Source organism: Enterobacter sp. N18-03635 (assembly GCF_004006055.1).
Lineage (GTDB): Bacteria > Pseudomonadota > Gammaproteobacteria > Enterobacterales > Enterobacteriaceae > Enterobacter > Enterobacter vonholyi.
Genome location: NZ_CP034769.1, coordinates 340,270 through 352,756, shown reverse-complemented (window position 1 = coordinate 352,756; position 12,487 = coordinate 340,270). Strand labels below are relative to the sequence as shown.

The window sequence follows — 12,487 nt, the reverse complement described above, 5'->3', positions numbered from 1 at the left end:
CAGTATAGTGAGCGCACGGTGTGGACTGAAATGAATTAAAATCATCAAAGGTATAGTTTCGAGGAATAATCATGGACATAAGAACGCTGCGCTATTTTGTCGAAGTGGTTCGTCAGCAAAGTTTTACCCGCGCAGCGGAGAAGTTGTTTGTTACCCAGCCCACCATCAGCAAGATGCTGAAAAACCTCGAAGATGAACTGAACTGTACCCTGCTGATCCGCGACGGGCGCAAGCTGCTGCTGACCGACACCGGACGCGTGGTGTTCGAGCGTGGGCTGGCGATTCTGGCGGAGTTCCGCCAGCTGAAAGCAGAGCTGGACGATATTAATCATCTGACCAAAGGAGTGCTTCGCCTCGGCATTCCACCGATGGTGGGGATGATGATGGCCGGGCCGATTAGCCTGTTTCGCCAGCGCTATTCCGGCGTAGAGCTGAAGATCTCGGAGTTCGGCGGGTTAACCGTCCAGCAGGCCGTCACTAACGGAGAGCTCGACGTGGCAATGACCGCCCTCCCCGTTGAGGAAGAGAGCGGCCTGGCGACGCTTCCGCTCTTTAGCCACCCGCTGTGCGTGCTGGTTCCCCGCTCCGGCGACTGGCTGAAGTTAAACTCGGTGAAGCCTGAACTGCTCGGCGAGCATCCTCTGCTGATCTACAACGAAGACTTCGCTCTCAGCCGCCAGCTGATGACGCTGTTTAACCAACATAACGTCAAGCCGCGCATTGCGGTGCGCAGCGGACAGTGGGATTTCCTGGCGGCGATGGTGCAGGCAGGTGTGGGGATTGCCATTCTGCCGCAGCCGATTTGCGAGCGTCTGGATAAAAACACGCTGCGCTGGATCCCGCTGGAGAGCGACCTGCACTGGCAACTGGGGATGATCTGGCGTGAAGGGGTCTATTTGTCGCAGAGCGCGCAGGCGTGGCTGCAGTGTTGTGAGGGGTTTTGGGTGCGGTCTGAATAGTGCCGGGTGGCGGCTTCGCCTTACCCGGCCTACGGTTCTAACGTAGGCCCGGTAAGCGCAGCGCCACCGGGCAAAAGCGCGCTACTGATTCTCTATCAACAGCGCTTCCAGCAGGTCCAGATCGTGCAGCAGCTTTTGCAGCGTCTCGTTGCTGATCTGGCGCGTGGCGCGCAGGTGATACAGTTCGGCGCGCTCTGAGCGCAGCGCGGCCAGACGGAACCGACGCTCCAGGTTCTCCTCCTGCAGCGAGCTTTCCACATCGTTACGTCCGTCCGCGCGGCGACGAAGGTTACCAATCACCCGGGAACTCACTTCCGTCAGCAGCTGATTGTCGATGTTCTCCTCCGCATCTGCGGCCAGACGCTCTTCCATTTTCTGGATGGCGACAATGGCCACTTCGGCAGTGGCGGCACGCGCAATGCGCTCTTCCTTGTGCTGCTGGGTCGAATCGCCAACATCAATATGCTGCAGCAGGATCGGCAGCATAATCACGCCGACAAACAGTGAGAAGAGAATCACGCCCGCCGCCAGGAAGACCAGCTCGTAGCGTGCCGGGAAGACATCGCCTGTCGGCAGCAGCAGCGGAATGGAGAGCACACCGGCAAGGGTGATCGCCCCGCGTACGCCCGCAAAAGAGGCAATCAGCAGTTCACGCGTTGTCCACGAGCCGAACTCCATCGGTTTTTTCTTCAGGAAGCGGACGCTGAAGTTTTTCATCGTCCACAGCCAGCCGAAACGAACCAGCATCAGCGCCAGGTAGATCAGCACGATGTCGGTAAACAGCATCCAGACCTCAACGTTCGGGTCAGCCTCCGCCGCCACCAGCGAGGACTCCATAATGCCAGGCAGCTGCAGGCCCAGGAGCAGGAACACCATGCCGTTAAAGACAAATTCCAGCATGGCCCAGGTGCTGTTTGCACGCAGGCGCATGGCCAGCGGCGCGCGGCGCATTACGCCGGAACGGGTAATGGTCATCCCTGCCGCAACCGCTGCCAGAATGCCCGACACGCCGATATGTTCGGCAATCAGATAAGAGGCAAACGGCAGCAGGAACAGCAGTACGATCTGCGTAGCGGGTTCATCGCCGCCCCAGCGGCTGAGGAAGCGCAGCGAGCGGCCGTACAGCCAGCTCACCACGAAGCCTGCGAGAATACCGCCAATCGCCACCTTGAAGAATTCCAGCGTTGCGCCGCCGACGGTAAAGACCATCGTACCCATCGCTACGGCCACGGCAAACTTCAGGGCGACCAGGCCGGAGGCGTCGTTCATCAGCGCCTCACCCTGTAAAATCCCCATGATTTTCTTCGGAATACGGCCTTCACCCACAATGCCGGACAGCGCCACGGCATCGGTTGGCGACAGCACGGCGGCCAGCGCAAAAGCCGGTATTAACGGAATGCCCGGCACCGTCCAGTAGATCAGGAAACCAATCCCGACGACGGTGACCACCACCAGCGCAAGCGCCAGGCCGAAGATCTCTCGCCCGTGCTCAAGGAATTCGCGCGTGGGCGTTTTCCAGCCATCGGCAAACAGCAGTGGCGGAATAAACAGCACGAGGAACAGTTCGGGGTCAAATTCCACGTGCAGGCCAAACGTCGGCCACGCCAGCAGCGCGCCTATGGCAATTTGCATTAATGGCAGGGGGACCTGAAAGGGCAGTACGCGTGTAACCACCCCGGATAGCGAGACCACAAGGGTCATGATGAGTATTGTGAAGAAGATTTCCATGCGTTCCCTGTTTGCTGTGTTGCTTATGTACTCCGGAAGGCGTCGTGCCTTTTATTCTATCTTCCCCAGAGTAACGCAAAAGGCAACAGGATGAGTCCTGAAAATAAAAACGGGCGGCCTGAGCCACCCGTTTTCGCATCAAAGGACAACTTAGATTGCCCAGCCGCCCGCGTAGAACGCCACCAGCGCAACGGCGATAACAACGGTGCCAACGTTCAGCTTGCGCCATTCACCGGAAACCAGACGACCGATCACCAGCGACGCGAAGCCGATCATAATGCCGGTCACGATGTTACAGGTCAGTACGATGAAGACCGCGGTAATCAGGCCAGACATCGCGTCCACAAAATCCGCAAAGTCGATTTTCGCCACGTTGCTCAGCATCAGCAGGCCAACGTACATCAGCGCTGGCGCGGTCGCGTACGCCGGAACCAGGTACGAGAGCGGAGAGAGGAACAGGATCAGCATGAACAGCACGCCGACGGTGATCGCCGTCAGGCCGGTTTTACCGCCTGCCGCCGTACCCGCCGCGGACTCGATGTACACCGCCGCAGGCGCCGCACCCACCAGACCAGAGAAGACGCTGCTCAGGGAGTCAGTGGTCAGCGCTTTGCCGCCGTCAATAATCTGACCGTCTTTATCCAGCAGGTTCGCCTGACCGGCCACCGCACGAATGGTACCGGTCGCGTCAAACACGGCGGTCATCACCAGCGCCAGCACGCTTGGGAGGATCACCGGGTTCAGCGCGCCAACGATATCCAGGCTGCCAATCAGGGAGTTGCCTTTGTCATCGCTCAGCGACGGCATGGCGAAAATGCCGGAGAAGTGGACGTTCGGATCGAAAATCAGGCCCACAATCGACACGCCGATAATGGTCAGCAGGATGCCGCCCGGGACTTTCAGTTTTTCCAGACCGATAATCACCGCCAGGCCGATCAGCGACATGATCACCGGGAAGCTGGCGAAATGGCCGAGCGCCACCGGCAGGCCGTCCAGCGGGTTCTTGATGACCAGACCGACGCCGTTGGCGGCGATCAGCAGCAGGAACAGGCCGATGCCGATGCCGGTACCGTGCGCCACGCCCTGCGGCAGGTTGCGCAAGATCCAGCTACGGATGCCGGTCGCTGAAATAATGGTAAACAGCACACCCATCAGGAACACGGCGCCCAGCGCAACCGGTACGCTGATGTGCTGACCCAGCACCAGGCTGAACGCGGTAAACGCGGTCAGGGAGATGGCGCAACCAATCGCCAGCGGCAGGTTCGCCCACAGGCCCATCACGATAGAGCCCACGCCGGCCACAAGGCAGGTCGCTACAAAGACAGCCGCTGGCGGGAAGCCCGCTTTGCCCAGCATGCCCGGCACAACGATGACGGAATAAACCATCGCCAGAAACGTTGTCAAACCAGCAACGATTTCCTGACGCACGGTGCTGCCGCGGGCCGAAATTTTAAACATGGCGTCAAGTGAACCGCCAGTACGCGCAGATGGCGTAGACATAGAAAACATCCCCTGAGAGTTTTTTAGGAAGTCCGTAAGCGAGGTGGAGACGCCACTGCCAGCTAAACGTCAAATCCTTGTGTTGCGTTTGCGACGAAAGGGCGTCACAAAAAAGCAAACGTTTAGCTCCGCGCTTACAAACGGGTGGTCAAATTAAGGCAAACGATTATCTAGCCTAATCCCCGCCCTTTTCAACTGAACTTTATCGTTTTTCGCTAAAATTCACTTATGACGCTGAAGAAATAAACAGAGGATGCGCAAACGTTATCGTCAATGCGCAATTTGTTTACATTTAATCCTCACCCGGGATGGATAACGGCCCCCCTTGCTCCAGAGTTCTTTGCCAGCCAGGGCTGTTCTCAACCTTACTTTTCCATGCCTGAATATGCGGCAGGTTGTTAATACCGCCGCGCGCCAGCAGGGCAAAAATCGGAAAGCTCATCTGGATGTCGGCCATGCTGAGCGTATCCCCGCCAAACCAGCTGTTTTTAGCCAGATGTGATTCAATAAAGCGCGCATGGGTTTCCAGCTGGCGGTTGAGGTACGCTTTCTGCACCCCCTGCCCCAGCGCTTTCCCCAGGGTTCTGATACCAAACGGCACCGGCGGTTTGCCGAGGCTGCTGAAGACCAGCTTCATTAACAACAGCGGCATCAGCGATCCTTCCGCATAGTGCAGCCAGAAGCGGTACTGCACCTTATGCGCCGGATCTAAAGGCTTAAGCCGCGACTCGGGATCGTAAGTTTCCTGCAGGTACTCCAGAATGGCGCCAGACTCCGCAAGGATCAGCCCGTTATCTTCGATAACCGGTGATTTACCCAACGGATGTACCTTTTTGAGAGCCTCCGGCGCCAGCATGTTTTTTTGGCGCTGATAGTGAACGATCTCATAAGGCAGGCCGAGTTCTTCCAGCGCCCAGATCGCGCGGTGCGAGCGCGACTGGTTAAGGTGGTGTACCGTGAGCATGGCTTTCTCCTGTTATTCATACTTTTTAACTATAGAAAATTGAACAACACCGCGAAAAAAATTCGGCTAAAAACCGGTCAGCGACGCTGGCGAAAAAACGGGTCTTGCATAGAATTAAAGTGTCAGCACAATCCGGAACCTCCCCAACCAGCTCGACACTGAGGGGTGCTGACGTCGGGGGAAACCCTCCCGTGAACCAGCGGGATAGAGTGAAAGACAAAGACCGGGAAAAACTAAAGCGCCCTTATGTGGCGCTTTAGTTCTTTATGTGCTTTTTGCCGCGCAATCTCAATCCTCTTCCAGCAGCCGCGCCCCCGTCCCCTGCTCGCCCAGTTTGTCGCCGGGGTTACGCAGCGGGCAGTCGCTGCGCGACAGGCAGCCGCAGCCAATGCAGCCATCCAGCTCGTCACGCAGAGCGACCAGCGTGTGAATACGCCGGTCCAGTTCTTCACGCCACTGGGACGACAGCTCTTTCCATTCTTTCGGACTCAGCGTGTGCCCTTCCGGCAGTACCCCAAAGGCCTCACCGATCGTGGCCAGGGGAATTCCGATTCGTTGCGCAATTTTGATTATCGCCACGTAGCGGAGCACGTCGCGAGTATAGCGACGCTGGTTACCCCCGTTACGGATGCTCTTGATTAACCCTTTGCTTTCATAGAAGTGGAGCGCCGATACCGCAACGCCGCTTCGCTTCGCCACTTCACCGGGAGTTAAAAGCGCTTTAATTCGCGGCAATCTCTTTTCCATAAAACCTCTTTACCTCAAGTTAACTTGAGGAATTATACTCCCCCGCAGAGAAAACGACGAATTAACCGAGATAGTTGTATCTACAGAGGGGCAACCTTATGTCGCATCAGCAGATTATTCAGACGCTTATTGAATGGATTGATGACCATATCGACCAACCGTTGAACATTGATGTGGTCGCGAAAAAGTCGGGCTATTCGAAATGGTATTTACAGAGAATGTTCCGCACGGTCATGCATCAGACGCTGGGTGAGTACATTCGCCAGCGCAGACTTCTGCTGGCAGCGCAGGCGCTACGCTCAACGCAGCGGCCCATTTTTGATATCGCGATGGACCTTGGCTATGTGTCGCAACAAACCTTTTCCCGCGTGTTTCGCCGCGAGTTTGACCGTACGCCGAGCGACTATCGCCACCAGTTGAATTAATCACTCTCAGTGCAAAGGCTGCTGCTGCCAGGTCATAAATTCCTGGGGCGGCATCGCTTTCGCGAAGTGCCATCCCTGACAAAACTGGACGCCGCGCTTCAACAGCCAGCTCACCTGCTCTGCCGTCTCTACCCCTTCCGCAATGGTTTTCAGGCGCAGGCTCTGCGCCATCTCGATAATATGCTCGGCGATCAGGTGGCTGGTACTGTTGGTCGTTAAGGTATCGATAAACGATTTATCGATCTTCAGGATATCCACGTTCAGCGAGTAGAGGTTGTGCAGGTTCGAGTAGCCGGTACCGAAGTCATCGATCGCGACTTCATAACCCGCCTGACGGAAAGCCTGAATCACCGGCGTGGTTTTTGGCACATCGATAAAACCACGTTCCGTCACTTCAATTTTGATTTGCTGCGCGCGGACGGCGTAGTGGCGAGCCTTGTCGGAAATCATGGCGATCAGCCGCGAGGAGTGGAAATCCGTAGCCGACAGGTTAATCGAAATATAGAGATGCGGATGCTCCGCCAGGAAATGGCCCAGATCGTTGAACACCTCCTCAACGACATAGTCCGTAATCCGCTCGCTCATTCCCTCATTTTCCGCCAGCGGAATAAACTCAGCCGGGCTCATCACCTGCCCGTTAAAACCCGGCCAGCGTAACAACGCTTCCGCACCCACACACTGGTTGTTCTTGATATCAATAATCGGCTGATAGTGGACGCAAAGCTGTCGCTTGTTCAGCGCCCGGTGCAGTAAGCGCCCCGGCGAATTAAGCTCACGATGGGTACGGGACCATACCAGCAAAATAATAATGCTGCAGATCATGCCCAGCGGTAGCGTCAACGTCGCTTGGTGATAAAGCGTTTCATAAAAGCGTTTATTCGATGTCGACACAATGGCCGCAATAGGTCTTTTGGGGGACGTTACGATCGTATAAAAGCGGTTATCTTTTTGAAATACCGATTCCTTATCTCGAATCATCGAATTTAATAAAGAAACATTGGCTTTCTGGCTAACCGAAAAGAAAGCATTGGTTACCGTGTCGTACACACCCCACGAGAGAGAATGATCCGCTGACATGACTTCGCTGTATGAAAGCGGATTGACGACCACCACATAATTTCCGCGCTGCATATATGTCATTTTATAGCCAGTATAAAATGGGGTATCGCGATAATAATAGATAGCGACGTCAGGTTTACGCGTGTAATTAGCGACAGGAATGGCGTAGGGATGATCCGGTGTAAAAACGGTCGAACAAAGAAAATTCTGACCTTCAGCGTAAATTAAATCGGCGACAAACAGGCGGCCACGAACAACGTTCAGCATATATTGACGGTGTCCCGGCGTGCAAAGCTCACCCTGATATTTTTCAGCCTCGTCCCGGGCCAGCTCAACCTGTTGAATAACCAGCTCTGTTTTGTCTAAAGCCAGTTCAGCAAATGTGCGTAGCTGTGCGCTTGTTTCAGACACGGCGCGTAGCTGGGCAAACCATAGGGCAAGCATCACCGGCAGCATAACTACCATGATGATCCCTACCACCCTGAGCATTTTGCGCCGCGCGCTACGATTCATTTCCCGCCCTATATCCCTGCATGTTGTACGCCTGTAGTAATGAAGGCCGGATGCTTTGTTAAACAGGTGATTACGTTGCATGAATCATGCAAAGTTAGCAACTGACTTTTAGTATTAAAAATCTTAAATTTCGTTATGACGATAATATTTTCCCGTAAGTTAAACTGTAAGTATTCGTTCCGTTTCAATTAAGGGAAATAATTATCCAGCCCGCCGGGGCCGACGGAAAGATAACACAACAGACGATCGTTGATTAAGCCAAACGTCTAACAGCATGAAAAAAGTACAACATCGTCATGACGTTTTATGCTATTTGCTCCAGGTACTGTGTTTGTTGATTTATAAATAATCGGTCTTTACCACACTATTTTCAGTAATGGCGGAGAATAACGCCCCTGTTATAAACACCGAATTTGCGGTATCCCCACTTGCCCGACGGGCGTTTCCGGCACGTTGTGGGTTCATCTCCTCATGCGCCGAGGCTGGTCCTGCCTACAGAATCGCTTTTCCTGGGGAATAAAATCCTCTTTTTTGATCGCACAGGCACTGGCGAATAAATCATCAATTGTGATATAGTTCACACATATTTTGTAACGAGAAACACTGTTTCATGCAGTTCGTCTGATTTGTAGAGGATGGGTTTTATGGCAACCATTACTACCAGCATGGTTCTCCTGCGCTGGCCTTTGTTGAGTGCGGTACTGATGTTTTTAGCCAGCACGCTGAACATTCAGTTTCGTAAATCTGACTATGCGGGTCTTGCTGTCATCAGCACCCTGCTGGGGCTGGGCGCTGCCTGCTGGTTTGCAACGGGTCTGCTTGGTATCACCCTGCTGGATATCGCTGCCGTCTGGGAAAACATTAAAGTGGTGATGGTTGAGGCGATGAGCCACACGCCGCCAGACTGGCCGATGGTGATTACCTGATCCCTTACGGAATAAAAAAACCCAGACGATGGTCTGGGTTTTTTGTTTTAGCACGCGGAAATCAGAACGGAATGTCGTCGTCGAAATCCATTGGCGGTTCGTTAGACGGCGCCGGAGCAGACTGCTGCTGCGGACGAGACTGTGCTCCGCCGCTGAACTGGTTGCCACCCTGCGGCTGCTGAGGCTGACCCCAACCGCCCTGCTGCTGGCTCTGACCGCCACCTGCAGGTGCGCCACCGCCCTGACGGCCACCCAGCATCTGCATGGTGCCGCCCACGTTGACCACTACTTCAGTCGTGTACTTCTCAGCACCGGACTGATCGGTCCATTTGCGGGTACGCAGCTGGCCTTCGATATAGACCTGAGAACCTTTACGCAGATATTCTCCGGCCACTTCGGCCAGTTTGCCAAACAGCACAACGCGGTGCCATTCGGTCTGCTCTTTCATCTCACCGGTCGCTTTATCACGCCAGGATTCGGAAGTAGCCAGCGTAATGTTGGCAACTGCGCCACCACTCGGCATGTAGCGTACTTCCGGGTCCTGGCCCAGATTACCGACGAGAATCACCTTGTTTACGCCTCTGCTGGCCATGTTCGTGTCTCCTGAATACGTTTCTTAATAGTGTAAACGCGCGAGTGTACCATTTCCATGCTGCACTTTGATAGTTGCGTAGCACGTTCCAGAGTTCTCCCGCAACTCGACATTGTTACACAGCGAATCAGAAAATGCATTCCAATACTGTATATTCAAACAGGTCAAATTGTGTCATAATTAGCCGTTTCTGACAGCCGTTTGTCCTTCAAACAAATCAGGCAATCCGTGTTCCAACCGGGAAAGGTGAATGGATAAGATCGAAGTTCGGGGCGCCCGCACCCACAATCTCAAGAATATCAACCTGATAATCCCTCGCGACAAGCTGATTGTCGTGACCGGGCTGTCGGGGTCTGGCAAATCCTCACTGGCTTTCGACACTCTGTATGCCGAAGGACAGCGTCGTTACGTTGAATCGCTCTCGGCGTACGCGCGTCAGTTCCTGTCGCTGATGGAAAAACCGGATGTCGACCATATTGAAGGGTTGTCACCTGCTATCTCTATTGAGCAGAAGTCCACGTCGCATAACCCGCGTTCAACGGTCGGTACCATTACCGAAATCCATGACTACCTGCGTCTGCTGTATGCCCGCGTGGGCGAGCCGCGCTGCCCGGACCACGACGTCCCGCTGGCGGCACAGACCGTGAGCCAGATGGTCGATAACGTGCTGTCGCAGCCGGAAGGCAAACGCCTGATGCTCCTTGCGCCAATCATCAAAGAGCGTAAGGGCGAACACACCAAAACGCTGGAAAACCTGGCAAGCCAGGGCTATATCCGCGCCCGTATCGACGGCGAAGTGTGTGACCTGTCCGATCCACCCAAGCTGGAGCTGCAGAAGAAGCACACCATCGAAGTGGTGATTGACCGCTTTAAGGTGCGCGACGATCTCGCCACGCGCCTGGCGGAATCCTTTGAAACGGCGCTGGAACTCTCTGGCGGCACGGCCGTGGTCTCCGATATGGACGACCCGAAAGCGGAAGAGCTGCTCTTCTCCGCCAACTTTGCCTGCCCGATTTGCGGCTACAGCATGCGCGAGCTGGAACCGCGCCTGTTCTCGTTCAACAACCCGGCGGGCGCGTGCCCGACGTGTGACGGCCTGGGCGTGCAGCAGTATTTCGATCCGGATCGCGTGATCCAGAACCCGGAACTGTCGCTGGCGGGTGGCGCCATTCGCGGCTGGGACAAGCGTAACTTCTACTACTTCCAGATGCTGAAATCGCTGGCAGAACACTACAAGTTCGACGTTGAAGCGCCGTGGGCCAGCCTGAGCCCGAACGTGCACAAAGTGATCCTGTTCGGTTCCGGTAAAGAGAACATCGAGTTCAAATACATGAACGATCGCGGCGATACCTCCGTGCGTCGCCACCCGTTCGAAGGGGTGCTGCACAACATGGAGCGCCGCTACAAAGAGACCGAATCCAGCGCGGTGCGCGAGGAGCTGGCGAAGTTCATCAGCAACCGCTCCTGCGCCACCTGTGAAGGAACGCGCCTGCGCCGCGAAGCGCGCCACGTGTTTGTGGAAAACACGGCGCTGCCGACCATCTCAGACATGAGCATCGGCCACGCGATGGACTTCTTCAATAACCTGAAGCTGTCCGGCCAGCGCGCCAAAATTGCCGAAAAAGTCTTGAAAGAAATTGGCGATCGCCTGAAATTCCTGGTGAACGTCGGCCTGAACTACCTGACGCTATCCCGCTCGGCAGAAACGCTCTCCGGCGGTGAAGCCCAGCGTATTCGTCTGGCGAGCCAGATTGGCGCGGGTCTGGTAGGCGTGATGTACGTACTGGATGAGCCGTCCATCGGCTTGCACCAGCGCGACAACGAGCGTCTGCTCGGCACGCTGGTCCACCTGCGCAACCTCGGCAACACGGTAATCGTGGTCGAGCACGATGAAGATGCGATCCGCGCGGCTGATCACGTGATCGATATTGGTCCGGGCGCAGGCGTACACGGCGGACAGGTGGTTGCAGAAGGGACGCTGAAGGACATCATGGCGGTGCCCGAATCGCTGACCGGTCAGTACATGAGCGGCAAGCGTAAGATTGAGGTGCCAAAACAGCGCGTAGCGGCAGATCCTGAAAAAGTGCTGAAGCTGACCGGCGCGCGCGGCAACAATCTGAAAGACGTCACCCTGACGCTGCCTGTTGGCCTGTTTACCTGTATCACCGGCGTATCCGGTTCCGGTAAATCAACGCTGATCAACGATACGCTGTTCCCGATTGCGCAGACGGCGCTGAACGGCGCGACGCTGGCCGAGCCGGCGCCGTACCGTGACATCCAGGGGCTGGAGCATTTCGATAAAGTTATCGACATTGACCAGAGCCCGATTGGCCGTACCCCGCGCTCTAACCCGGCAACCTATACCGGCGTCTTCACGCCCGTACGTGAACTGTTTGCCGGTGTGCCGGAAGCACGCTCCCGCGGCTATACGCCAGGACGTTTCAGCTTTAACGTACGCGGTGGCCGCTGCGAAGCGTGCCAGGGCGATGGCGTGATCAAGGTTGAGATGCACTTCCTGCCGGATATCTACGTGCCGTGCGACCAGTGCAAAGGCAAACGCTATAACCGCGAAACGCTGGAGATTAAGTACAAGGGCAAGACCATCCACGAAGTGCTGGACATGACCATCGAAGAGGCGCGCGAGTTCTTTGACGCCGTTCCGGCGCTGGCGCGTAAGCTGCAGACGCTGATGGACGTGGGCCTGACCTACATTCGTCTGGGGCAGTCGGCAACTACGCTGTCCGGCGGCGAAGCGCAGCGCGTGAAGCTGGCGCGCGAGCTGTCAAAACGCGGCACCGGTCAGACGCTCTACATTCTGGACGAGCCGACCACCGGCCTGCACTTTGCCGATATCCAGCAGCTGCTCGACGTGCTGCATCAGCTGCGCGATCAGGGCAACACTATCGTGGTCATCGAACATAACCTGGACGTGATTAAAACCGCGGACTGGATTGTCGATCTCGGCCCGGAAGGCGGCAGCGGCGGCGGTGAAATCCTCGTCTCAGGTACGCCAGAGACGGTTGCAGAGTGCGAAGCCTCGCACACCGCGCGCTTCCTTAAACCGTTGCTGTAAT

The 12,487-nt window shown here is 55.8% G+C and carries 10 protein-coding genes; 4 read left to right on the top strand and 6 right to left on the bottom strand.

Features of this window, described 5'->3' with window-relative positions:
• The first annotated feature begins 71 nt into the window (after positions 1–71).
• A complete protein-coding gene (locus ELK40_RS02370) occupies positions 72–959 on the top strand; it encodes a LysR family transcriptional regulator (protein ID WP_127729280.1) in 888 nt (295 codons plus the stop codon).
• Positions 960–1,040: 81 nt separating this feature from the next.
• On the opposite strand, the gene ELK40_RS02365 is transcribed toward ELK40_RS02370, so the two are convergent.
• The 4 genes from ELK40_RS02365 to soxR form a co-directional block, all read right to left on the bottom strand.
• A complete protein-coding gene (locus tag ELK40_RS02365) occupies positions 1,041–2,687 on the bottom strand; it encodes a Na+/H+ antiporter (protein WP_008503391.1) in 1,647 nt (548 codons plus the stop codon).
• Positions 2,688–2,837: 150 nt separating this feature from the next.
• Positions 2,838–4,187: a guanine/hypoxanthine transporter GhxP gene (gene ghxP, locus ELK40_RS02360; RefSeq protein ID WP_115876909.1), complete on the bottom strand. Its 1,350-nt coding sequence runs from the start codon at positions 4,185–4,187 to the stop codon at positions 2,838–2,840.
• Positions 4,188–4,479: 292 nt separating this feature from the next.
• Complete coding sequence (locus ELK40_RS02355) at positions 4,480–5,151, bottom strand: glutathione S-transferase (protein WP_127729278.1); 672 nt, start codon at positions 5,149–5,151, stop codon at positions 4,480–4,482.
• 288 nt (positions 5,152–5,439) lie between these two features.
• Positions 5,440–5,898: a redox-sensitive transcriptional activator SoxR gene (gene soxR / locus ELK40_RS02350; protein ID WP_008503388.1), complete on the bottom strand. Its 459-nt coding sequence runs from the start codon at positions 5,896–5,898 to the stop codon at positions 5,440–5,442.
• Between the two features lie 98 nt (positions 5,899–5,996).
• Here soxR and soxS point away from each other — a divergent pair, with 98 nt between their 5' ends.
• Positions 5,997–6,323 (top strand): superoxide response transcriptional regulator SoxS, encoded by a 327-nt coding sequence (gene soxS, locus ELK40_RS02345; RefSeq protein ID WP_008503387.1) that lies wholly within the window; start codon positions 5,997–5,999, stop codon positions 6,321–6,323.
• A 6-nt stretch (positions 6,324–6,329) separates the two neighbouring features.
• Here soxS and ELK40_RS02340 read toward each other — a convergent pair whose 3' ends face one another.
• Entirely contained in the window at positions 6,330–7,895 is a 1,566-nt protein-coding gene (locus tag ELK40_RS02340; protein ID WP_111964200.1) for an EAL domain-containing protein, read from the bottom strand.
• Between the two features lie 644 nt (positions 7,896–8,539).
• On the opposite strand from ELK40_RS02340, the gene ELK40_RS02335 reads away from it, so the two are divergent.
• Positions 8,540–8,821: a YjcB family protein gene (locus tag ELK40_RS02335; protein WP_008503385.1), complete on the top strand. Its 282-nt coding sequence runs from the start codon at positions 8,540–8,542 to the stop codon at positions 8,819–8,821.
• Between the two features lie 61 nt (positions 8,822–8,882).
• Here ELK40_RS02335 and ssb1 read toward each other — a convergent pair whose 3' ends face one another.
• Positions 8,883–9,413, bottom strand: coding sequence for a single-stranded DNA-binding protein SSB1 (gene ssb1, locus ELK40_RS02330; protein WP_023310055.1), 531 nt, complete (start codon positions 9,411–9,413; stop codon positions 8,883–8,885).
• A gap of 250 nt (positions 9,414–9,663) precedes the next feature.
• Here ssb1 and uvrA point away from each other — a divergent pair, with 250 nt between their 5' ends.
• On the top strand, positions 9,664–12,486 hold the full coding sequence (gene uvrA, locus ELK40_RS02320; RefSeq protein ID WP_045328845.1) for an excinuclease ABC subunit UvrA: 2,823 nt from the start codon (positions 9,664–9,666) through the stop codon (positions 12,484–12,486).
• Position 12,487 lies beyond the last annotated feature (1 nt).

Bases quoted from the DNA above. Each gene is read 5' to 3' on its own strand.
- ghxP (WP_115876909.1), bottom strand. From the start codon at position 4,187: ATGTCTACGCCATCTGCGCGTACTGGCGGTTCACTTGACGCCATGTTT.
- soxR (WP_008503388.1), bottom strand. From the start codon at position 5,898: ATGGAAAAGAGATTGCCGCGAATTAAAGCGCTTTTAACTCCCGGTGAA.
- ELK40_RS02340 (WP_111964200.1), bottom strand. From the start codon at position 7,895: ATGAATCGTAGCGCGCGGCGCAAAATGCTCAGGGTGGTAGGGATCATC.
- soxS (WP_008503387.1), top strand. From the start codon at position 5,997: ATGTCGCATCAGCAGATTATTCAGACGCTTATTGAATGGATTGATGAC.
- uvrA (WP_045328845.1), top strand. From the start codon at position 9,664: ATGGATAAGATCGAAGTTCGGGGCGCCCGCACCCACAATCTCAAGAAT.
- ssb1 (WP_023310055.1), bottom strand. From the start codon at position 9,413: ATGGCCAGCAGAGGCGTAAACAAGGTGATTCTCGTCGGTAATCTGGGC.
- ELK40_RS02370 (WP_127729280.1), top strand. From the start codon at position 72: ATGGACATAAGAACGCTGCGCTATTTTGTCGAAGTGGTTCGTCAGCAA.
- ELK40_RS02335 (WP_008503385.1), top strand. From the start codon at position 8,540: ATGGCAACCATTACTACCAGCATGGTTCTCCTGCGCTGGCCTTTGTTG.
- ELK40_RS02365 (WP_008503391.1), bottom strand. From the start codon at position 2,687: ATGGAAATCTTCTTCACAATACTCATCATGACCCTTGTGGTCTCGCTA.
- ELK40_RS02355 (WP_127729278.1), bottom strand. From the start codon at position 5,151: ATGCTCACGGTACACCACCTTAACCAGTCGCGCTCGCACCGCGCGATC.